General features: G+C 47.3%; 20 protein-coding genes and 1 riboswitch. Of the genes, 7 read left to right on the forward strand and 13 right to left on the reverse strand.

Annotated elements, in window-relative coordinates:
* Positions 1–224: 224 nt before the first annotated feature.
* The 6 genes from uca to QUB51_RS27135 form a co-directional block, all read right to left on the reverse strand.
* On the reverse strand, positions 225–3,842 hold the full coding sequence (gene uca, locus QUB51_RS27110; protein ID WP_333263034.1) for an urea carboxylase: 3,618 nt from the start codon (positions 3,840–3,842) through the stop codon (positions 225–227).
* A 229-nt stretch (positions 3,843–4,071) separates the two neighbouring features.
* On the reverse strand, positions 4,072–4,713 hold the full coding sequence (locus QUB51_RS27115) for an urea amidolyase associated protein UAAP2 (RefSeq protein ID WP_333055120.1): 642 nt from the start codon (positions 4,711–4,713) through the stop codon (positions 4,072–4,074).
* A 77-nt stretch (positions 4,714–4,790) separates the two neighbouring features.
* A complete protein-coding gene (locus QUB51_RS27120) occupies positions 4,791–5,522 on the reverse strand; it encodes an urea amidolyase associated protein UAAP1 (RefSeq protein ID WP_333263037.1) in 732 nt (243 codons plus the stop codon).
* A gap of 321 nt (positions 5,523–5,843) precedes the next feature.
* Positions 5,844–6,620: an ABC transporter ATP-binding protein gene (locus QUB51_RS27125; RefSeq protein ID WP_333055118.1), complete on the reverse strand. Its 777-nt coding sequence runs from the start codon at positions 6,618–6,620 to the stop codon at positions 5,844–5,846.
* A gap of 176 nt (positions 6,621–6,796) precedes the next feature.
* Positions 6,797–7,648, reverse strand: coding sequence for an ABC transporter permease (locus tag QUB51_RS27130; protein WP_333055117.1), 852 nt, complete (start codon positions 7,646–7,648; stop codon positions 6,797–6,799).
* Positions 7,649–7,750: 102 nt separating this feature from the next.
* Positions 7,751–8,818, reverse strand: a complete 1,068-nt coding sequence (locus QUB51_RS27135; protein WP_333055116.1) for an ABC transporter substrate-binding protein — start codon at positions 8,816–8,818, stop codon at positions 7,751–7,753.
* Positions 8,819–8,962: 144 nt separating this feature from the next.
* A riboswitch (guanidine-I (ykkC/yxkD leader) is annotated at positions 8,963–9,114 on the reverse strand.
* A gap of 432 nt (positions 9,115–9,546) precedes the next feature.
* Here QUB51_RS27135 and QUB51_RS27140 point away from each other — a divergent pair.
* From QUB51_RS27140 to QUB51_RS27170, 7 genes are all read left to right on the forward strand, one after another.
* Positions 9,547–9,684 (forward strand): hypothetical protein, encoded by a 138-nt coding sequence (locus tag QUB51_RS27140; protein ID WP_333055115.1) that lies wholly within the window; start codon positions 9,547–9,549, stop codon positions 9,682–9,684.
* A gap of 208 nt (positions 9,685–9,892) precedes the next feature.
* A complete protein-coding gene (gene atzF / locus QUB51_RS27145; protein ID WP_333263041.1) occupies positions 9,893–11,707 on the forward strand; it encodes an allophanate hydrolase in 1,815 nt (604 codons plus the stop codon).
* Positions 11,708–11,747: 40 nt separating this feature from the next.
* Positions 11,748–12,494: a calcium-binding protein gene (locus tag QUB51_RS27150; RefSeq protein WP_333055113.1), complete on the forward strand. Its 747-nt coding sequence runs from the start codon at positions 11,748–11,750 to the stop codon at positions 12,492–12,494.
* A 227-nt stretch (positions 12,495–12,721) separates the two neighbouring features.
* Entirely contained in the window at positions 12,722–13,663 is a 942-nt protein-coding gene (truB, locus tag QUB51_RS27155) for a tRNA pseudouridine(55) synthase TruB (RefSeq protein WP_333055112.1), read from the forward strand.
* 149 nt (positions 13,664–13,812) lie between these two features.
* Complete coding sequence (gene yidD / locus QUB51_RS27160; protein ID WP_333055111.1) at positions 13,813–14,043, forward strand: membrane protein insertion efficiency factor YidD; 231 nt, start codon at positions 13,813–13,815, stop codon at positions 14,041–14,043.
* A 216-nt stretch (positions 14,044–14,259) separates the two neighbouring features.
* Entirely contained in the window at positions 14,260–15,474 is a 1,215-nt protein-coding gene (locus tag QUB51_RS27165; protein ID WP_333055110.1) for a response regulator, read from the forward strand.
* 105 nt (positions 15,475–15,579) lie between these two features.
* Positions 15,580–16,578, forward strand: a complete 999-nt coding sequence (locus QUB51_RS27170; RefSeq protein ID WP_333263044.1) for a glycosyltransferase — start codon at positions 15,580–15,582, stop codon at positions 16,576–16,578.
* Between the two features lie 136 nt (positions 16,579–16,714).
* Here QUB51_RS27170 and QUB51_RS27175 read toward each other — a convergent pair whose 3' ends face one another.
* From QUB51_RS27175 to QUB51_RS27205, 7 genes are all read right to left on the reverse strand, one after another.
* Positions 16,715–17,287, reverse strand: coding sequence for a Uma2 family endonuclease (locus QUB51_RS27175; RefSeq protein WP_333263066.1), 573 nt, complete (start codon positions 17,285–17,287; stop codon positions 16,715–16,717).
* A 352-nt stretch (positions 17,288–17,639) separates the two neighbouring features.
* The gene (locus QUB51_RS27180) at positions 17,640–17,969 is read right to left on the reverse strand and encodes an iron-sulfur cluster assembly accessory protein (protein WP_333263047.1); all 330 of its coding nucleotides are present in this window, start codon (positions 17,967–17,969) and stop codon (positions 17,640–17,642) included.
* Positions 17,970–18,114: 145 nt separating this feature from the next.
* Positions 18,115–18,534, reverse strand: a complete 420-nt coding sequence (locus QUB51_RS27185; protein ID WP_333263050.1) for a phosphomannose isomerase type II C-terminal cupin domain — start codon at positions 18,532–18,534, stop codon at positions 18,115–18,117.
* Between the two features lie 383 nt (positions 18,535–18,917).
* Positions 18,918–19,886: a Fic family protein gene (locus QUB51_RS27190; protein WP_333263053.1), complete on the reverse strand. Its 969-nt coding sequence runs from the start codon at positions 19,884–19,886 to the stop codon at positions 18,918–18,920.
* 117 nt (positions 19,887–20,003) lie between these two features.
* Positions 20,004–20,345: a DUF5615 family PIN-like protein gene (locus QUB51_RS27195; protein ID WP_333263056.1), complete on the reverse strand. Its 342-nt coding sequence runs from the start codon at positions 20,343–20,345 to the stop codon at positions 20,004–20,006.
* A 3-nt stretch (positions 20,346–20,348) separates the two neighbouring features.
* Entirely contained in the window at positions 20,349–20,675 is a 327-nt protein-coding gene (locus QUB51_RS27200) for a DUF433 domain-containing protein (RefSeq protein ID WP_333146890.1), read from the reverse strand.
* Positions 20,676–20,775: 100 nt separating this feature from the next.
* Positions 20,776–20,988 (reverse strand): DUF433 domain-containing protein, encoded by a 213-nt coding sequence (locus tag QUB51_RS27205; RefSeq protein ID WP_333246930.1) that lies wholly within the window; start codon positions 20,986–20,988, stop codon positions 20,776–20,778.
* Between the last annotated feature and the right edge of the window lie 141 nt (positions 20,989–21,129).

Here is a 21,129-nt window from a genome sequence, read left to right on the forward strand (position 1 = left end):
TTGTGGGATGGGCGTCCCGCCCGACCAATCATGAGGGGCGGGACGCCCATCCCACTTTCAAGAGTGGAAATTATTTAATTCTCATTCCTAAGTATATCCTTTGTTTTGCGCCAGGACTCATGGGCGATAAGCTGTTCGGCATTTAAAAGACGATAGTAGTGTGCCTCATTACAGAAGTGTTTCCCGCATAAGCGCGTAAGTGTTCACTCCTGACACCAGAGGGATTAATTCGGTTGAATAGCCGCTAGAATTTGCCCTGCTGTCACCGTTTGCCCCTTTTCACAAAACAATTGAGCCACAGTGCCAGCAACATCAGCAGTAATAGCAATTTCCATTTTCATCGCTTCCAAAATTAACAGACGATCGCCCTCAGCAACCACATCTCCCACATTAACCAGCACCTGCCAAACATTAGCCGAAACGTGAGCGACAACTGCCTCACAGTCGATCGGCAAAGTAACCTCCGCCGCCGTGTCAGAAGCCCCATCCGCCGAGGATTCTGCGGCAGCTTCAGCGTCAAATTCCCCGGAGGCGGCCCAGCGATCGCGCTCTGCATTAAATGCGGTCTGCTGCTGCGCTTTAAACTCAGCCGCACTGTTAGCAATAGAATGCAAAAACTCATTGTATTCTCTCAAATTAAAAGTGATTTCCTCAACCTTTAATTTAAACTTACCTTCAATAAATTCTTCCCGACAGCGGTGCAATTCCTCATGAGAAACCGGATAAAATCGGATTTGGTCAAAAAAGCGCAAAAGCCAAGGTTTACCAGACTGGAAATCCGCCGTTTGTTTGAACCGATTCCACATTTGCACCGTGCGGCCGACAAATTGATAACCTCCCGGCCCTTCCATCCCGTAAACGCACAAATACGCGCCGCCAATGCCAACTGCATTTTCAGGAGTCCAAGTGCGGGCGGGATTGTATTTAGTAGTAACCAAACGGTGGCGCGGATCGAGGGGAGTTGCGACGGGCGCGCCTAAATAAACGTCTCCCAAACCCATCACTAAATAGCTAGCATTAAATACAATTTCTCTGACTTGTTCGATGCCCTCAAGCCCGTTTATGCGGCGAATAAACTCAATATTGCTGGGACACCAAGGTGCATCCGATCGCACAGACTGCATATATTTTTCAATAGCCAACAGCGTCGATTCATCTTCCCAAGATAAAGGCAAGTGCACAATTCGCGCCGGCACTTCCAAATCCTCGATCGCCGGAAGTTCCGCCTCCGCCGCAATCAGCGCCTGCATTAGCTGCTGTTGCGAAATCTGGCTGCCCTCAAAGTGAATTTGGAGCGATCGCATTCCCGGCACTAATTCGATAACACCCGGCAACGGATTTGCTTTCAACTGTTCCATCAATGCGTGCGCCCGAAAACGCAAATTTAAATCCAGCACCAACGGGCCGTATTCAACTAGAATATATTTATCCCCAGCTTGACGGTAAGTAACAGCAACCTGTCCCGGAGATTCTGGAATTTCGTGCAAAATTGGAGAAGCGGGAACTGCGGGCAATTCCGCCGAAGTTTCCCCAAAAACAGGCAAACAAAAAGTAGCAATTTGCCTATTTTGTGCTAATTCCCGCTGCAAAGCTTCAGCAAAACTCAAACAGTGAAAGCGAATGCTATCCCCCGGTTTCAGTTGCCCGATTTTCCACAATTCCGACTGCACAATAGTAGCAGGACAGACAAAACCTCCCAAACTCGGGCCGTCCAGACCCAGAATTACAGGCATATCGCCCGTAAAATCGATCGTGCCGATCGCGTAAGCATTATCGTGAATGTTAGACGGGTGCAAACCCGCTTCTCCCCCGTCTTGACGCGCCCAGGTGGGCTTCGGGCCGATCAGCCGAATGCCCGTCCGCGTCGAGTTATAATGCACCTGCCATTCTGTGGAGAAAAACATTTCGATGTCTGACTCAGTAAAGAAATCTGGCGCGCCATGAGGCCCGTACAAAACGCCGATTTCCCAATTATTGCTGTAGGTGGGAATTAGTTCTGGAGGCAAAGATATTTCCGCTTCCAGAGTTGCAGTTTGGTTGAGTTTTAACACATCTCCCGGACGCAGCGTGCGGCCCGCGTGTCCGCCAAATTTGCCCAGTACAAAAGTTGATTTGCTGCCCAAATAATCGGGGACATTAAAGCCGTGTTTGACTGCTAAATAAGTGCGGTAGCCGCCGCCTTGAATGGCTTTTAACTTGAGAATGCTGCCAGCTTTTACGGGAATAGCTGTCCAAAACGGCACCGATTCGCCGTTTAGCGTTCCCTTCATAGTTGCCCCAGTCAAACTAATAACTGTATCGGCATTAAAGCGCAGAGTTGGGCCTGTAGCTGTGAATTCCAATCCTGCTGTCGATTCGGGATTTCCTACTAAACGATTTGCCGATCGAAATGCCAGATGATCCATTGGCCCGGAAGGCGGCACGCCAACATCCCAATAGCCAATCCGCCCCGGATAATCCTGAATGCTGCTGTAGGTTCCCCCATCCAATACATCGATCGTTAAAGGTGCGTATTCAAAAGAGTTTAAAAAGCGCGTGCTCAGTTCGCCCCGGCTGAATCGGGAATCGTCCAAAATCTGGCGGAGGTAATCTAAATTAGTTTCAATTCCCGCTATTTCACTGGCATCTAAAGCAGCTTTTAGTTTTACGATCGCCTGCGATCGATTATCCCCGCAAACGATTACTTTGGCTAGCAGCGGATCGTAAAAAGGAGTTACCTCCGTGCCGGTTTCTATCCAACTGTCGCAGCGGACGTTTTCGGGAAACGCAACTTGATTCAGCAACCCGGAACTCGGCTGAAAATTCTTGCCGGCATCTTCCGCATAAATTCGCACCTCAATTGAGTGGCCCTGCGGTTGATAGCGGTACTCTTCCAGGGGGAACAAATCTCCCGAAGCCTGTTTTACCATCCACTCAACGAGGTCGATGTTGTTGACAGCTTCAGTAACGCCGTGTTCAACTTGCAGGCGCGTGTTGACTTCCAAAAAATAAAACTGTTTCGCATCGACATCAAATACAAATTCAACAGTACCGGCTGACTGGTAATTTACCGCTTTTCCCAGCCGCACTGCTGCACTGTACAACAGATTTCGCTGTTCGTCGCTAATAGCAGGGGCGGGGGTTTCTTCAATTACTTTTTGATTGCGCCGCTGCACCGAACAATCTCGTTCGCCCAAGGCTATGACGTTTCCTTTGCCATCTCCAAAGATTTGGACTTCAATGTGTCTGGCTGTTTGAATGTATTTCTCTAAAAAAACGCCGCTTTGTTTAAAATTGCTTTGACTCAAACGCTGTACTTTTTCAAAGGCTTCTGCCAAATCTCGATCGCCAAAACAAGCCTGCAAACCGATACCACCGCCGCCTGCGGTACTTTTGAGCATCACCGGATAGCCGATCGCCCCAGCCGCTTTTTGGGCATCCTCCAAACAGGCTAAAAGTTCGCTTCCGGGAGTTAGCGGCACTTGATTTGCAGCGGCTATTTCCCGCGCGGTGTGCTTCAATCCAAAGCAGCGCAACTGAGTCGGAGTCGGGCCGATAAATGCAATATTTTCGCTTGCACAAGCTTCGGCAAATTCAGCATTTTCGCTCAAAAAGCCGTAACCCGGATGGATAGCTTGAGCTTTTGTTTGGCGCGCAACTTCGAGAATGCGATCGAACCGCAAATAACTCTCGGCTGCGGCGGCTGCACCGATACAAACAGCTTCGCTGGCGGCGAAAACGTGCTTGGCATGGGCGTCGGCTTCAGAATATACTGCTACCGAAGCAATTCCGAGGCGATCGAGTGTGCGGATAATTCGGCAGGCAATTTCACCGCGATTTGCAATCAAAACTTTGTTAAACATTTAGGGAATTGGGAATTGGGAATTGCTAATGGCAGGGGTTCAGAAACCGGGTTTTTTCCTAAATCTTGGTGAGGATACAAAAATCATCGCAGAAACCCGGTTTTTTGGACTTGGGGCAGGGGTTCAGAAACCGGGTTTCTTCCTAAATCTGGGTGAGGATACAAAAATCATCGCAGAAACCCGGTTTCTTGGACTTGGGGCGGGGGTTCAGAAATTAGATATTTTCAGATTACACAGAATCCCAAACAATCAACTGAATCGGCGTAGGATTGTAAGCATTGCAAGGATTGTTCATTTGCGGGCAGTTAGAAATAGCAACAAGCGCGTTCATTTCGGCTCGCAAATCAACTGTACTTCCCGGATCGGAGATGCCGTCAACAATTTCAAGCGTGCCATCTTCGCTAACCGGAACATTCATAAAAAAGTTGATATTGCTGACTAAATCTCGCTTACCCAAACCGTAGGGAAGAATTGCGGCAAGGAAATTTTCAACACAGGCGTGCTGGTATTTTTTATCTAGTCCAAACCGCACCGAATTGCTCTCGCAGCTACAGGCGCCGCCGGAGGTATCGTGGCGCCCGCAGGAGTCAGCAATTATGGTCATCATGGCTCGCCCTTCGTTGGAAATGAGTTGGCTGTTTGTAGTGACAAAGATGTTGCCTTGATTGACGATCGTATCGGGGGCGCTGTAGCGTTCGGAAGGGTCATCGGCATTGTAAACTAAAAAATCTACTGCTTGATTTCCGCCTAAATCTACAATACGAAGAATCTGTCCTTTTTTGATGACACGAGACCAGGGATGTCTGGCGGGTAAAACTTCGTTATAAATTGCAGTTTTTGGATCGAGAAGTTGTTGGGTAGTTGCAGTCATGGTTCACTTTTTGTGATGGAATAGCAGAATTTTTTACCGCCGATTGGTGCGGACAAGATTGAGTGCTGGAATCGGGTTTATTGCACGAACAAAGCATCGGTGTTGATGAAGCCGCGCACTGCTTCCGGGTTGGCGGTGCGGCACAAGTCGTCTGGTGCGGGTGCGGGGGATTTCACAATCTGAATTTGGATGGGTTTTGGATCGTAAATTGAACCCGGATGCAGGATGTGGGGACAGTTAGAGATAATTGTCAATACGTTCATTTCGGCTCGCAAATCGATAAAACTACCGGGTTTCTCGCAGCCTTCGCGATACTCCATCGTGCCGTCTGGTTTGACGGCAATGCGAGTAAATAAGTTGAGGTTGGGCATGATATCTTTTTTGCCCAATCCCCACCGAGTTAGGGCTTTGAGGAAGTTGTCGCGGGAGTTTTTCCAGTCTCCTTCGCCGTATTTTTTGGCATTGCTAATGGCGTTGCTGCATCCTCCTAGCAAATCGTGACAGCCGGAGGTGTCTTGGGTGATGGAAAATAGGATGCGCCCCATGTCTGTGTAAAGCACCATGCCTTGTTTGAGAAAGGCGTTGAATTGAATTTTGGCTGTGTCTGCTGCGTTGAAACGTTCGATCGCATTGTCGGCGTTGTAGCACAGCATGGAAACGCCGCGAGAGCCTTCTAAATCGGTGATTCGCAGGGTGTTTCCCCGCTTGATGACTCCCGACCAGTACGCGCCGCCCGGTACGGTTTCTTGCATTAATACGAGGTCTGAATCAATTTGTGAATTTGTGTCGATCGATGATAGTTGCACCATAAGTTCCTCTTGATGTATTTGGGGGGGGTGAGGGAAACAAAACAATAGTATTTTGTAGTGGCAAAACTCACCCTCTCCCAAAGTAATATTTATCTACACTGATATTTTGCACCATTCTCAATAACAGGCAAGATGCCTGTTCCACAAGAAAATTTAGTCTTTGTGGGGTGGGCATCCTGCCCGCCCGAACAGGCAAGATGCCTGTTCCACAATAAAATTGAATTTTTTTGTGGGGAGTAGGGGTTGGGCTTCTAGCCCGCCAGAACAGGCAAGATGCCTGTTCCACAAAGAGTAAAAGTGCAACTACAAACCTATTTCTATTTAAGCAGCCATTGCAACTGCTTCCTGTCCGTGTTTCCGCATCAAATCCATGAGTTCGTCGCGGTAATCGTGGAATTTGGCGTGGCGTTTAACGCTGGGAGTGCGATCGGGCAAATTAATCGACATTTCCTTTCTCACTGTACCGGGACGAGCACCCAAAGCATAAATCCGATTGGAAAGAAACACCGCTTCTTCGACATCGTGGGTAATCATAAAGATTGTAATCTGAGTGCGGCGCCACAAATCGAGCATGAATTCGTGCATCGATTCTTTAGTGTGGATATCCAATGCGCCGAAAGGTTCATCCATTAATAACACTTTAGGTTCAGAAGCGAGGGCGCGGGCGATCGCCACCCGCTGTTTCATCCCCCCCGACAATTCCTTCGGCAGCGACGAAGCAAACTGCGTCAATCCTACCACATTCAAATAATAGCTAGCTTGTTCGCGCCGCTTTTTCTTGGAAACGCCTTGAAGTTTAAGGCCAAACTCAGCATTTTCCTGCACGTTCATCCAAGGATAAAGAGTGTAATGCTGAAATACCATACCTCGATCGGGCCCAGGCGAAACAACTTCTTTCCCATCAATTTTCACTTCCCCTGTTGTCGGCTTGTCCAATCCCGCAATCTGCCTCAACAGAGTAGATTTGCCAGAACCGGATGCGCCTACCGCGCAGATAAATTCGCCTTGCTTGATGGTCATATTGATGTCCTTGAGGACAACTAATTTACCCTTTTTTGTTTCAAAGTTTTTGTGCAGGTTGTTGATTTGTAGAAACATGAGTTTATCCTCTGTATTGTAAGTAAAAAAATGACACCATTCTGCTTTTTAACCTCTGCAGGACTTACGCACTCCGACAAAGAAACCGGGTTTTTTACCTAATATGCGGGCTGCAAGCTGTGTATTTTCGTAAAAAAAACCCGGTTTCTGAGCCCCATGCGTAAGTCCCGATCTGCTTACTGTTTCTGACTTGACCATTTACAAGAAACCCGCAGCAGATATTGAAAAAGCAAGTCAAAAGTCAGTCCGATCGCCCCAATGACAATCAGCCCCACAAAAATTTCATCGGTTCGGAGAAATCGACCTGCGACGCTGATCCGGCGGCCCAAGCCTTCGGTTGCCGCAATCAATTCCGAGACGATTACCAATTGCCAAGCCGCAGCCAAGTTGATGCGGCTAGCATCAAGAATTCCCGGCAAAACGTGGGGAAAAATAACTTGAGTGAGGATTTCCCAGCGATTCCCGCCCAACATATAAGTAGATTCTATCAAGTCTTTGGGAACAAACTTGACTGTATCCATCACCATCAGCGAATTGAAGAAAAATACGCCGATAAATATCAGCATTATTTTGGGTTCTTCGCCGATTCCCAAGTAGAGAATTAGCAGGGGAATGAACGCTGGTGCGGGCATATATCGCATCAAGCCGAACATGGGTTCTAGCAAGGCGCGAATACTGGCAAAACTGCCCATCAGCACACCAATTGGTATGGAAAAAACCAAGGCGAACAGAAAGCCCACTCCCACCCGCCACAAACTCGCTACCGTGTCTTTCAAAAGTTCGCGAGTGTTCCACAGCCTACCAAATGCCTCTAAAACTTTGCCGGGGGAAGGCAAAAATTTGGGGTCTACATCGGCGAAGGTTGTTACTAGCCACCACAGCAGCAGCGGCAGTGCGATCGATGTCACCGTTAACCCAATATTGAGGGGTTGTGGTATCTCTTCCGCAATCCGCCAGAAAACGGTGGGATTTAGGCTTTTTTGCTTGAGGTGGGATTGGATCGATCGAGGATCGGGATTTGGTGGCATGATTTAATTGCGGAATGATTGAGCGAGTAATTTTAGTAGCTTTTTGGTATAAATAATAAGGTGGAAACTTTGTTGTGTCTGCAAAATCGTAAATTTTGCCTCCTAGCTTTTACCTTCGGCATAAGCTTTGATAAAGCGATCGTCAAATAATGTACTGATATCTGGTTGGGTTTTTGCTAAATTTACATCTACAAGAAATTTAGTCATTTCGGCCGCCGCAAACTGCAATGATGTCATGTCATTTCCCGGTTGAAAGGCTTTCAAGTTTTCCTCTATCGTAAATATCTGAGTGCCGTTTTCATATTCTTTATATTCCTCAACGCTAACTCCGGCGCGGTTGGCGAGAATCTCGTAAGATTTCTCTTGATTGGCTTTCATGTATTCCAATGTTGCAAACCATGAATTGACCAGGGCTTGCACTCGATCGGGGTGTTCGCCGATAAACTTTCGGGTGAATACCAAGTGGTCAGAAATCGCCCCCGGAAAATCTTTGGAACTAAACAGTTCCTTGCTGTTTTTTCGCTTTAATGCCTGGGTGGTAAACGGCGCAAATACTGCCACCGCATCGACTTGTCCTCCGACGAAAGCCGCCGCAGCTTTGCCGGTTTCCAGCGGTACAAATTGAATATCTTGCACTGATAAACCTGCTTTTCTCAGCCCTAACAGCAATAGAAAGTGATCGACAGTACCCTCCTCTGCGGCAACTTTTTTGCCTTTTAAATCGGCAACGGAATTGATGCCTTCGGCGACAATCACTTTGTCATTTCCTGTCGAGTTGTCGTTGACTAAAACAATTACTTGGTCGGCGCCGCCTGATATAGAGTTTACTGTATCGCCGAGGGTTTGGCTGTTAGCATCTATCTGTCCTGCTGTGAGGGTGCTGATCGATTCTAAGTAGCCGTCAAACCATTTTAAGTCTACAGCAACATTGTTAGCTTCAAATATCTTTTGTTCTTTGGCAATTTGCCAAGGAAACCAGCCGGGCCACGCGCTGAATCCGAGGCGAACTGCGTTAGCACTTACTGAAGAAGCTGCTTCACTTTCTGTCGTGGTTTTGATATAAATTGCCGGGTTGACGCAGCCGACAGCAAAAAACAAGGTGATGAAAAATATGGCGCAGTAGGACAAGGGCGATCGCGTTATTTTTGGGGAGCAATATCGGATATTCATAGCATATTCTGGTTGCTGGTTAGAGGTGAATATGTCGATCGAGCTTTTGCACCTTCTTTGGCTTCCTTAGCTGCCGCAAACCCCCCTGATATACAAGGATAAAGCCCGAGAGCTAACGAACCGAGTCTTGCTGACCGATCGCGTTTCTCCCGGGCTTTTATCCCGCCGTGTAACTGGCTAGTGTTTCCCTAAAATTAAAATATTGGGGCAACCAGTCTGCTTCTCTCGGACCAGCACTTGAACTTTCTAAACAGAGTTAGAAACTGATTCAAATCGGAACCCTAGAAGCGGTTAAATTTTTTCGGTTTTTGTCTGTATACAGCACTTTTCAGGTAAGGTACCTAGCCCTTGTAGGGACACTCCAAAAGCCAATTGATTTCAACTTTCCACGTTAAACCCCTAGTCCGACAGGGGTTGAAACCCCTGTCTCAAAGCTAAAGTCCTCTGAAGAGGACTAATAAAAATTTTAAACTCATTAGTCCTCTTCAGAGGACTTTAACTATTAGACAGGGAATTCATTCCCTGGCGGACTCAGGGATTTATCCTAGACTGTTGATTGCTGCAATTCACTTACTTTTTTTAAAGATAAGCATACTGTAGCGTGCAATCTTACTAGATTGCTACGTTTCAAACCCTAACAGCAAACTTGATGCGAAAATGTGTAAAATGTTACAAAAAACCGTTTTTCTCGAAGTAAAATTAAAATTTTTGGAAGATTAAACCGGGCAATGAGATGGGGCGATTGTCGATCGCGAAGTTTATCTGCACAAAAAGACGAAACCAGCAAGGTCATGGTTGAAGATTTCTTGAGAAATACTTCGAGTCCTAGACTGGATGCGAGTACGATCGACAATGCGGTAAACTAACATTCTATTTGTTGTAATAACGATCGCCTAACACAGCCTGTGAAGTCAAATCCGTTAGCATTGGAATTATTCATCTCTCTGGGATCTCCCTCTGCGTTCTCTGCGTTCTCTGCGGTTAAATCATCCTCATATAACCAGAAATGATATGAAGTCAAATCTTCAATCTAAAATCTAAAATCTAAAATCTAAAATCGACTGACCGTGCACTATGGAAAAATTTAACTACAGCAACAGTCTCGACATTCATTCGCTGCTCGATCGCTACCGCACCGGCTCGATCGCGCCTGCAGATGCGATCGCGAGCGTGTACGATCGGATCGAACGCTATGCAGATCCGGCAGTATGGATTTATTTAGCACCGCAGGCGGAAACCCTCGAACGCGCCAAAGCTTTGGAAAACCTAGATCCGCAACAATTGCCGCTCTACGGAATACCTTTTGCGATCAAAGATAATCTCGATTGGGCCGGCGTTCCCACTACAGCGGGATGTCCTGCGTTTGCTAGCACTCCAGCGCGATCGTCCGCAGTTGTAGAGCGTTTGTGCGCGGCAGGTGCGATCGCGATCGGCAAAACAAACATGGATCAATTTGCCACAGGATTAGTGGGAACCCGCACTCCCTATGGAGTTTGCCGCAATCCGTTCGATTCGCGCTACATTCCGGGCGGATCGAGTTCCGGTTCCGCCGTAGCAGTCTCCGCCGGATTGGTGAGTTTTGCTCTGGGTACCGATACCGCAGGCTCAGGGCGGGTTCCCGCTGCTTTTACCAACATTGTCGGGCTGAAGCCAAGTTGCGGATCGGTAAGCACTCGCGGCTTGCTGCCGGCGGTGCGATCGCTCGATTGCGTTTCTGTGTTCGCTCTCACCTGTGCGGATGCGGCCTCCGTGCTGCAAGCAGCCAGCGGTTTTGACGCTGAGGATGCGTTTTCTCGCCACCCTGAAACGAAAGTTTTGCCGGATTTATCCCGCTTGCGGGTGGGAGTTCCCGGAGACGGCGAACTCGAATTTTTCGGGAATGCAGAAGCCGAACAGCGCTACCGGGAGGATCTCGCGCGCTTGCAATCATTGGGCTGCACGATCGCACCTATAGACTTCAAACCCTTTGCGGATGCTGCCGAACTGCTCTACGGCGGGCCTTGGGTAGCAGAAAGGTTGGCCGCGATCGGCGATTTCCTCGACGCGCACCCAGATGCGATCGATCCGATCGTCTGCGAAATTATCAGCGGTGGCAAACGCTACGATGCCGTCTCTGCCTACCGCGCGTCGTACCGCTTGGCAGAGCTCCGCAAGAAGGCAGAAATTCAGTGGCAGTCAATGGATGTTTTGGCTGTTCCCACGACAGGTACGATTTATACTGTCGCAGAAGTTGCAGCCGAGCCGATCGCGCTCAACACCAATCTAGGCCGCTACACGAACTTTGCGAATTTGCTCGATTTGTGTGCGATCGCAGTTCCCAGCGGGTTTCAAAGCAGCGGATTGCCCGCAGGATTGACACTGATGGCTCCTGCGTGGCACGATTTATCGCTGTGCCGCCTGGGCTGTGCTTTCCACGATCGCTTGGGCGGAACTTTGGGCGCAACCGGTCTGCCGCTGCCAACCGTCCCGGAACCCGCCCTCGCAGCCAAACCCGACTCAGAAGAACGAGTCAAAATAGCTGTGGTTGGCGCTCATTTGAGCGGTGAGCCGCTGAATTATCAACTAATCGAGGGGGGAGGCGTTTTGGTTCGCGCCTGCCGTACCAGCCCGATTTACAAGCTGTACGCTTTGACGGGTACTGCTCTGGGCAAGCCGGGATTGGTGCGTCAGATAGAGGGCGGTAGCGCGATCGAGGTGGAAGTTTGGGAGTTGTCGATCGCGGCTTTCGGCGGATTTGTCGCTAAAATCCCCCCGCCCTTGGGAATTGGTACGCTGGTGTTGGAGGACGGCTCCACGGTGCAGGGCTTTTTGTGCGAACCTTATGCTGTGGCGGATGCGATCGATATTTCTCATCTCGGCGGTTGGCGAGCTTATAACTTCCGGTTTTAAGTTAAGTTAGAATTGCAAATTTCTACCCATCTTCAGAATCATGCCATCAGCAGTGCCACTTGTACCAATTCCCGTCACAACCCCAACCCCCACCGGCGGCGGTACCCGTCCCGGAGGGGCCGCTGGTGGCACTCGCGGCACCAGCGGCCCCGACTCCCTCAGAGGTAGTGCGGGCGCTAACTTGATATTTGGTTTGGGTGGCCCTGACAGCATTTTCGGCTTAGGCGGAGACGATTCCCTCTACGGCGGCGACGGCGATGACTCACTGCTGGGGGACGTTGGCGATGATTTGCTGTTCGGCGGTGCGGGCCGCGACAGCGTTTTGGGCGGCGCCGGCGACGATACTTTCTACGGCGGCAAAGGTTCTGACTCAATGCTGGGCGACGTTGGCAATGATTTGCTGTTTGGCAACCAAGACACCGATACTTTGTTGGGAGGCGCGGGCGATGACTCGCTTTTTGGGGGTGCCGGCGATGACTCGCTGTTTGGTGGCATCGGCAATGACTGTTTATCGGGCGATCGTGGCCGAGATACTTTAACTGGCGGCACCGGAAACGATACTTTTGCGATCGGGCGTTTGGCAGACGGGGATGTGATTACAGATTTTACTGATGGTACGGATCGAATTCGCTTGACTGCCGGCCTTACTTTTGGCGAAATCACCATTTCCGCTGGGGCAGGAACTTCGCCCAGTACAATTATTCAGCTTACAAGCACCAAGGAAACTCTGGCTACTTTATTCGGAGTTGCCCGCACTTCTATCAGTCAGGCCGACTTTATTCTTTAATTGGGAATGGGGAATTGAGAATTGATAATTGGGCTGGCGGGTACTTTGTAGTTTTAAGTTTTCAATGTTTAACTTGTTAACTAAAAACCGCTTTTGCGTTGCAAGTAACGTTAGCTTTCGCGATGCGAAAAAAAGCAAACTCAAAACTTTTCATCTTCCATCTTCCCTCTTCCTGACATCCGTTATATCCGTTACATCCGTTACAAAATCCGTTGCCGAACTTCCTAATGACTACTGACGGTTTTCTCAATCTCAACAAACCTGCGGGCATGACATCTCACGACTGCGTGGGGCGAGTGCGCCGGCTATTGAAACTCAAGCGAGTCGGACACGGAGGAACCCTCGATCCTGCTGTGACTGGCGTTTTGCCGATCGCCCTGGGCAAAGCAACCAGACTGCTGCAATATCTCCAACACAATAAAGCTTACCGAGGCACGATTCGGTTTGGCTTAACTACTGCTACTGACGATTTAGAAGGAGAAATTATCCATTCTCGACCGGTGCCAGAGTTGAGTTTGGAACAAGTCCAAGCTGCACTCCCAAATTTCCTAGGAAAAATCGATCAATTTCCGCCGAGTTTTAGTGCGGTTCAGGTGGGAGGAAAACGCCTTTATGAGTTAGCTAGAAAAGGCGAAACTGTGGAAGTTGCTGCTAGGAAGGTCGAGGTTTTTCGGCTGGAAATCTTGGATTGGCGGCCGGGGGATTTTCCTGAATTGGATTTGTCGATCGCCTGCGGGGCGGGTACTTACATTCGGGCGATCGCACGGGATTTGGGTGCACTGTTGAATACAGGCGGTACTTTGGCTTGTTTGACTCGCACCGAAAGTAGCGGTTTCTCGATCGACCAAAGTCTGAGTTTTGAAGAATTAGAACTGCAATTGCAGGAGAATAAATTTTGCCCGATTTTGCCATCGGCGGTTTTGGGACATTTAGGTGCGATCGTCCTTTCCCCTGAATATACCAAACGCTGGTTTCAAGGACAGCGCCTCCCGATTCCCGAAACGTCGATCGATCCCTATGAGGAAAGTAGCAACCATCCCCCCCACAACCCAATACCCGAACATCCCTATCCCTTGCAGGTGTACGATCGAGACGGTAATTTTTTAGGTATCGGTCAAGTAGCCAACTCAGAGACAAGTACCATATTATCTCCTCAAATTGTGCTTTAAGTATCTAAAATAATAATGAAAAAAGGTATAATTGGTACAGAAAAAGTTGGCGGAACTCTAACCGCTGGGAATGCTCTCGATGCACCTAGCTTACAGCGGTACCGGACGAGATTGGCCTATTAATCTAATCAATCGCTGAGGTAAAAATTGTGAAAATATTGCTGGTCGGATTAATCCGAGGCTACAAAATGGGAATTTCTCCTTACCTGCCTAACGCCTGTAGATTTCAGCCCACTTGTTCGCAATACGCGATCGAAGCAATAGAAAGATTTGGGCCGGCCCGTGGCAGCTCAATGGCAGTTAAGCGGATTTTGCGCTGTCATCCTTTTCATCCAGGGGGTTACGATCCAGTACCTCCTGCAGATAGCGAAGGCAATTAGTTATTAGTTAGAATCCCGATTTTAGTGATTAGTTAATAGGGCAAATAGCCGTTACATCCTCATGGCTAAAACTCCTGGGGGGAATCAGTCCCTAAGAGGGTTAAATTCTCACAATTAGTGGTGTTTTTTAACCCAAATTCAGTAAAATTACTGTTATCTTTCAAAACTCAGCAGCTATATAATGGTACAAACAGAGTACAGGGGATGCGAGTTGATATGTCTGCTACCGCAATCGGATACAAAATGTTGTCCCATACTCTGGCTGTACTCAGCCAGAAACAAGCAACGGGGAAACTGGTGTTAGAGCAAGGGGAACAACAGTGGCAACTTTACTTTTTTCAGGGTAGTTTGGTGTATGCCACGGGAGGATCGCACAGAGCGAGACGCTGGTACAGGGCGATCGGGCAACACTGTCGAAACTTTCAAGTGGATCTCAGAGACCTCAATGCTGGAGAACTGTGGGAATATCAACTGCTTCAGCGAGGGATAGCAGCCAGCGAAATGAGTCTGGAACAAGCTAGGGCGATCGTCCACACCAGCCTTTCGGAAGTGTTATTTGCTCTGATCGGTCAATCGGGTTTGCGCCGGGAGTGGCGTCCCTCCCAGAAATATTTTTCTACCATTACCTCTTCTTTGCTGCTGTCTTTAACAGAAGTAGAAAAAATTCTGTGTTGTACAGAAGAAATTTGGCAAAAGTGGAAAGCAATGGGTTTGTGGCTTGTAGATCCAGAACAAGCACCGCTTTTAAAACCGTCGGCCCAGTTGCAGCAAAATCGATTTAGTTCTAATTCTTTGATCGCTTTGGGTAACGTATTCAACGGCGAGAATACTCTTTGGGATATTGCATTTAAGAAAAAGCAGTGCGTGACAGTGGCAACTCGCGCTTTAGTTAATTACATCAAGCAGGGTTTAGTAAATTTCCGAACAGTACCAGACTTGCCGTCGCCTATAGAACAGTGGCGCCTGGCGGCGGCGATCGCAGGGCCGGGTCGCCCTTTGATTGCCTGTATCGATGACAGTCCGACAGTATGCGAATTTTTAGAGCAAATTTTATTGCCGGAAGGGTATCGAGTCCTAAAAATTCAAGATCCCATGCAGGGAGTGGGCCTCCTCGCCAAACAAAAGCCTGCTTTAATTTTTATGGACGTGGTGATGCCGAAGACAAGTGGCTTTGCTTTGTGCAATTTTTTGCGAAAGACACCCGCTTTTCGGGAAACTCCGATCGTGTTTTTGACCAGTCAAGACAGTATAATTGACCGCACGCGAGCGAAATTGACAGGTGCTTCCGATTTTTTGAGGAAGCCAGCCAATCCCGAACAGGTTTTGCAAATAGTTGACAAGTATTTGAAGGTAAAAGGCGATCGCTACCATTCAGCTATTCGCCCCCATGATTTACTGAACTCGCACCAACTTACCTTGGCAAATTCTTGAACCAAAATTAATGAACACAATAACCCCTTGCTGGGTGCGTCAGGAACTGACGCACCCTACACTCATTGTAAAATAAAGACGCAATCGAATTTAAGATAATTAATTATGAGTAATGTTACGATCGATCGCACCCCGCAGGTAAGCGTAGTAATTCCGGCTTACAACTGTGCTGCTTACGTCGGCCAAGCCGTAGATAGCGTTCTGCACCAAACCTATACTAACTGGGAAATTATTGTCATAGACGACGGTTCCAAAGATGACACTAGATTAGTTTTAGAGAAATATGGCGATCGAATTCGCTACATTTACCAACAAAATCGAGGAGTTTCGATTGCCAGAAATCACGGCATCGAGCTAGCGCGAGGAGAATTTATCGCCTTTCTCGATGCGGACGACTACTTTTTTTCCGACAAATTAGCAGCACAAATGGCTGTATTTGCAGCGCGACCAAATCTAGGAATAGTTCACAGCGGCTGGCGTCTAGTTAATAGTATAGGCGAACCGCTAAAAGATGTCAAACCCTGGCAAAATGTCCCTAAATTAGACTTAGAAATGTGGCTGCGGTGGAAACCAGTATTACCCAGCGCGATGGTATTTCGCCGTCACTGGTTAGAGCGCGCCGGCGGATTTGATCCTCGATTTCCCCCGGCGGAAGATACAGATTTAGTGCTGCGTTTAGCCTTAATGGGATGCGAAGCAGAGTGGTTGCAGCAAGTAACTGTTTGCTACCGCCAGCACGAACAAAGCGCTATGTACAAAGGTTTACCGCAGGCTAAATCCCTCGCCGCAGTCATGGACAATTTTTTTGCCCGCCCCGAATTGCCGGATAAAATACGTTTGTTGGAAAAGCAAATCAAGTACAGTACCTTAGTTTGGATTGCTTGGTATTTGTACCGCACCGGTCATTCTGTTGAGATGGTAGAGTTTTTGCAGCGTTCTTGGAATTATACGCCTTATTTGCCTGTGGAAACGGTAATTAATTGGGCGGAAGCTTTCGCCGAGTTTTCGCAGGATGCGGGAAATGAATTCGATGCAGATTTGTTAGCTCAATCTCCAGAGTGGGAGCAGTTAATGCAGTGGATTATTCTCGGTACGCCAGCTTGATTGAAAGCTTTTCCATTGCACTGATATCGTTTACGGTTGCATAGGAATTATTTAACCGCAGAGAGCGCAGAGGACACAGAGGAAGAGAAGAGAGGTTTTTCGCATTTCTGGCTATGTAAAATCTGCATAAACTTTATTAGGCTTCAGTTTGAGTTTCTGCTTCAGTAAAAATTGGCGGCCACAGTTCAGCAATTGGCAATTCCCAACCCGGAAAAAGTTCGGTAACAGTCAAAATATCTTGATTTCCTAACACAATTGGTTCACCTTCCTGACGATAAACTGTTACAGTTTCTTCATCTGGATCGATCAAAATTCCTACTTGCGCTCCGAGTTCTAGGAAATTCTGAATCTTTTTTTCTAGCGGTTTAATGCGATCGCTCTGTGATTTAATTTCTACTACCAAGTCTGGGACTAATTCTCCGAAATAACGGGGACTTTGCCTGAGACGTGGGGCTCGGACAAAAGAAACATCAGGTGCTGTGAGGTTAGCATCAGGTAAAATAAAGCCGCCTGCGGAGTCAAAAACTCGACCCAAACGGCGGGGATTCACCCAAACGAAGAGAAAGGCACTCAACCGAATGCCAATTTCACTAGATACAATGTCTGACGGACCCACAATGATAATTCTCCCGCTTTCTAGTTCAACTTGGTAGTCTTGACCGGCTTCTTTGAAGGTTTTTTGGACTTTTTCTAAGTCTTTGAGTGTCATCATACGATTTTAGATTTTAGATTTTAGATTTTAGATTTTAAGTTTTAAATTTTAGATTTTAAGTTTTAAATTTTAGATTTTAAATTTTATAATTATCTGCAACTGACGCACTCTAAATCATATTGGTTATTGCTTATTGTGTCAGGTGCGTCAATCTATTTTAGATTTTAGAATTGAAGAATTATCTGCAACTGACCAAGAATTTCTTGATGGTACCCGCCACGTGATTTATCCGTGGAATCAATCCAAAATCGCAAATCGCAAATCCTCAAGCCCCCGCATTTATCCGTGGGGTCGCCTCTAAAATCTAAAATCTAAAATCTAAAATCGATTGACGCACCCTACAGGTTGGTTATTCCTTAGCAGAAAAGGAGTTGCCACAGCTACAGCTTTGAGCGGCATTGGGATTGTGAAATCGGAAACCTCCGCCCATCAAGTCTTCTGAATAATCCAAGGTGAGCTCATTGAGATATTTTAAGTGCTGGGGGTCGATCGCAACTTCAATCCCCTCCGACTCGCATACAGCGTCTTCTGGGGCTGGCCCATCGTCAAATGCCATTGTATAAGACAAACCGGAGCAGCCGCTCGATTCCACGCCCAGACGAAATAAAGCATTGGGGTTCGGATGCTTCGACTTGAGGCGCGTTACTTCTGTTGCTGCTGTTTTGCTCAGATGAATCATTATGAGTAATTGGTAATTTGTAATTGGTAATTTGGGAAGTAATGTTGAGTTTTGAAAATGTAGAGTGCGCCTAGCCTTGCACCTTACCCAGAGAATGTAAAGTGCGCCGCAGCGCACCTTACCCCTATATTTTTAGCAACTTGAGTTACTTAGCCTTTTCTGTACGGGCATAATCGTCTTGAAAGCGTACAATATCATCTTCTCCGAGATATTCGCCATTCTGCACCTCAATTAAAACCAGAGGGATAACTCCCGGATTTTCCAGGCGGTGAGAAATGCACTGAGGAACGTAGGTAGACTGATTGGTAAACAGAACTTGTTCAGTTTCGCCACAAGTAACTTTTGCAGTACCTGAAACCACAATCCAGTGTTCGCTGCGGTGGTGGTGCATTTGCAGGCTGAGGCGGTGTCCAGACTTAACTTCGATCCGCTTAATTTTATATCCTGGGCCTTCTTCTAGAGTCGTAAATGAGCCCCAAGGCCGCAATTCTGTAGCGGCTACTCCGTTGGGTGCTGCAGGTGCGTGCAGGGTAGATACTTGAGAAATTTCTTGAATCTGAACCATGATTTTCACTCCTTGAGGATTGCTTGCTGAATCCTTTGGTAAACGACGTTGTTTTTTGAGATTAACTAATCTATAGTTAAAACCGAAGCCCACCTGCGGGCACTGGTTAGCCGACTGTAGAGTTTTGCAAGAGTTGCGCTCAGCCCGATCGACCTGCCTTAACAACCATAGCAAAACCAACATAGCTGTTGTCACCTGTTATGGGTTCGATCGCCCCAATCTACATCAAATCTTTATCTGTGGCGGCTGGTTCTTTATTTAATGGGACATCTTGCACGATTTACGGTGGTTTCGGAATGATTTAACCGCAGAGGCCGCAGAGGGCGCAGAGAAAGAGAAGAGAGAGATGAATAATTTTGATAGCAGCGGATTTTTGGTGAATTCTAATCCAGCTTTTGAGACTGCTGTTGCAAAACGGCTAGCATCTCTTGATAGAAAGGCAGCCCTTGACCCAGGCTATCGCTAGCGGTTGCTAGGATTTGCAAGGTTTCGATCAGCGAGTATCGGGCCGCATCTACAATAAGATCGAGGAGGGGCTCAATCCCAGAACCCTGCTGCTGTGCTTCTGCGATCGCATCGATGTAGGCAGCACGCACCTGGTTAGAGATAATGACAATGGGATATCCAGCCCGCAACAGCAGCAGATTCATCAATAGCCGTCCCGTCCGTCCGTTACCATCCCGAAATGGATGAATCGACACAAAGCGAAGATGTGCTTCGGCTGCATACTCTAACGGATGTAACGATTTGATTTTATCACTGTTGAGCCATTCGATAAATTCCGGCATCAAACCCGAAAGCAAATAATGAGGCGGATAGAGGTATTCGGTACCGGCGGCTTTGACATCTAACTGCCGATAGCGTCCAGCTTCCTCCGGGGTGATCGCCCTTATAATTAAGTTGTGAATTTGTTTAATCTCCCATTCACCGATCTCCGTGTCCGATCGCGTTAGCATTTCAATATAGTCGATCGCATCTCGATGTCCGATGACTTCTAGGTGTTCTCGCAAAGTTTTGCCACCGACAGTGATGCCGGTTTCTAGGACTAATTCGGTTTCGCGTTGCGTTAAGGTGTTTCCCTCAATCGCATTAGAATGATAAGTGAACCGAACGTCGTAGAGTTTTTTCAATTCTGCAACCACAGTGGGAGAAAGCGGACGAAAGCTATCCAACCAGGCTTTGAGTCGATCGACTTTTTGCAATTTTTCAGAAAGGTTCATCGTGGATGAGAAGGCAAAATGCTGGTGGAGAATGTCACCCAAGCGCTGAGGATAAACTCGCACTAACAACGCCATAAAGTTATTATAGGGTTGATGGGCGATCGAGGATTGAGCGGTTGAGAAAAATTGCATAGGGAATCGGTATATTTGTCGGGAGATTATGGCGACTCGACTTTTGTGGCTAATGCTAATACTTCTCTAAGGTCGATTATAATCTGCTGGGGTAGTTGTTGAGCAATCAGCTTGTTTTCACTGTGGCGGACGAATTACCCGAATCAATTTACCTGTGAGATTTTCGACAGTAGAAATAGCTTCATTAATCAGTGTAGCTTGTCTCTCAATATTCAAATCTTCTTTGCAAATAATGATACCTTTACGATCGGGTTGCAAACGGTGTAGGTGTCTAAAATCATCCCAATTGCGCGTCAAAACAGCTCGATTGTGGTTAATAGCAAAAGCTAACACATCTTCATCAGGAATCCCCAGTCCAGCATTTCCAGTTTCCTGCACTGTCAAAACATCGTGACCACAAATTCGCAGTAATTCCACGATTACCAGTGGAAAATTTTCATCTGCATAAAGACGCACCATTTGTTAATCTTCCTCATTTCTAGCGATGGCTGCTTCAATTTCCTCTGGGTGTGCCTCAGCATAAGCCCAAGCATTTGCCAAATCTGCTGCACTCAAATGAGGAAAGTCTTGCAAAATTCGCACATCACTTGCACCCAGAAGGCGATAATTTACCATCGACCAAATAGGTATGCGAGTCTTCGCAATTCTAGCATCGCCCCCACACACGCCGGGAGTTTTTTCAATTCCTTGCCAGGTATTGCTTAAACTTTGAGCTAATAGCTGTATGGCCTGAGTTTTTTCACTGGGAGTTAAGGCTAAGAGTTGTTTTTCTAATTCTTTCAGTGTCATTTTTTACAATCTCAATCATTATTACTCATCTCTCTCTTCTCTTCCTCTGCGCTCTCTGCGCTCTCTGCGGTAAAAAAAAATGCCAATATCAATTTATCATCTAATTACCAACAAACTGTCTTTCAGCCTCTTCCAGCAACCCAATAGCTTGCCCTTTAGTCACAGTTGGAAATCCATCCAAAAAATCATCAATTGATTCTCCTGCTTTCAGATAATCCAGAAGTGTTTGTACTGGAACTCTAGTAAAAGCAAAGACTGGGGTGCCGCCCATAATCTCAGGAGACGCGCTAATAATTGAAGAGTGTTTAAGCATAAATATTTAGATTTTCGGGTTCCATAGTTAACTCATCGGCTGTAACTATTTTTTCACGCTAGCTCGATCGCCTCAGCTTTGATTTTTTCGTGCATCTACCCAATGCAGTAGATCCACCTATAATAAATGATACTAGATCGA

This window comes from Microcoleus sp. AT8-A3 (assembly GCF_036705675.1).
In the GTDB taxonomy this organism is placed as follows: domain Bacteria; phylum Cyanobacteriota; class Cyanobacteriia; order Cyanobacteriales; family Microcoleaceae; genus Microcoleus.

Bases quoted from the DNA above. Each gene is read 5' to 3' on its own strand.
- QUB51_RS27125 (WP_333055118.1), bottom strand. From the start codon at position 6,620: ATGTTTCTACAAATCAACAACCTGCACAAAAACTTTGAAACAAAAAAG.
- QUB51_RS27150 (WP_333055113.1), top strand. From the start codon at position 11,748: ATGCCATCAGCAGTGCCACTTGTACCAATTCCCGTCACAACCCCAACC.
- uca (WP_333263034.1), bottom strand. From the start codon at position 3,842: ATGTTTAACAAAGTTTTGATTGCAAATCGCGGTGAAATTGCCTGCCGA.
- QUB51_RS27205 (WP_333246930.1), bottom strand. From the start codon at position 20,988: ATGCTTAAACACTCTTCAATTATTAGCGCGTCTCCTGAGATTATGGGC.
- QUB51_RS27165 (WP_333055110.1), top strand. From the start codon at position 14,260: ATGTCTGCTACCGCAATCGGATACAAAATGTTGTCCCATACTCTGGCT.
- QUB51_RS27140 (WP_333055115.1), top strand. From the start codon at position 9,547: ATGAGATGGGGCGATTGTCGATCGCGAAGTTTATCTGCACAAAAAGAC.
- QUB51_RS27185 (WP_333263050.1), bottom strand. From the start codon at position 18,534: ATGGTTCAGATTCAAGAAATTTCTCAAGTATCTACCCTGCACGCACCT.
- QUB51_RS27190 (WP_333263053.1), bottom strand. From the start codon at position 19,886: ATGCAATTTTTCTCAACCGCTCAATCCTCGATCGCCCATCAACCCTAT.
- QUB51_RS27115 (WP_333055120.1), bottom strand. From the start codon at position 4,713: ATGACTGCAACTACCCAACAACTTCTCGATCCAAAAACTGCAATTTAT.
- QUB51_RS27175 (WP_333263066.1), bottom strand. From the start codon at position 17,287: ATGACACTCAAAGACTTAGAAAAAGTCCAAAAAACCTTCAAAGAAGCC.
- QUB51_RS27195 (WP_333263056.1), bottom strand. From the start codon at position 20,345: ATGGTGCGTCTTTATGCAGATGAAAATTTTCCACTGGTAATCGTGGAA.
- QUB51_RS27130 (WP_333055117.1), bottom strand. From the start codon at position 7,648: ATGCCACCAAATCCCGATCCTCGATCGATCCAATCCCACCTCAAGCAA.
- QUB51_RS27170 (WP_333263044.1), top strand. From the start codon at position 15,580: ATGAGTAATGTTACGATCGATCGCACCCCGCAGGTAAGCGTAGTAATT.
- QUB51_RS27180 (WP_333263047.1), bottom strand. From the start codon at position 17,969: ATGATTCATCTGAGCAAAACAGCAGCAACAGAAGTAACGCGCCTCAAG.
- QUB51_RS27200 (WP_333146890.1), bottom strand. From the start codon at position 20,675: ATGACACTGAAAGAATTAGAAAAACAACTCTTAGCCTTAACTCCCAGT.
- QUB51_RS27135 (WP_333055116.1), bottom strand. From the start codon at position 8,818: ATGAATATCCGATATTGCTCCCCAAAAATAACGCGATCGCCCTTGTCC.
- truB (WP_333055112.1), top strand. From the start codon at position 12,722: ATGACTACTGACGGTTTTCTCAATCTCAACAAACCTGCGGGCATGACA.
- QUB51_RS27120 (WP_333263037.1), bottom strand. From the start codon at position 5,522: ATGGTGCAACTATCATCGATCGACACAAATTCACAAATTGATTCAGAC.
- atzF (WP_333263041.1), top strand. From the start codon at position 9,893: ATGGAAAAATTTAACTACAGCAACAGTCTCGACATTCATTCGCTGCTC.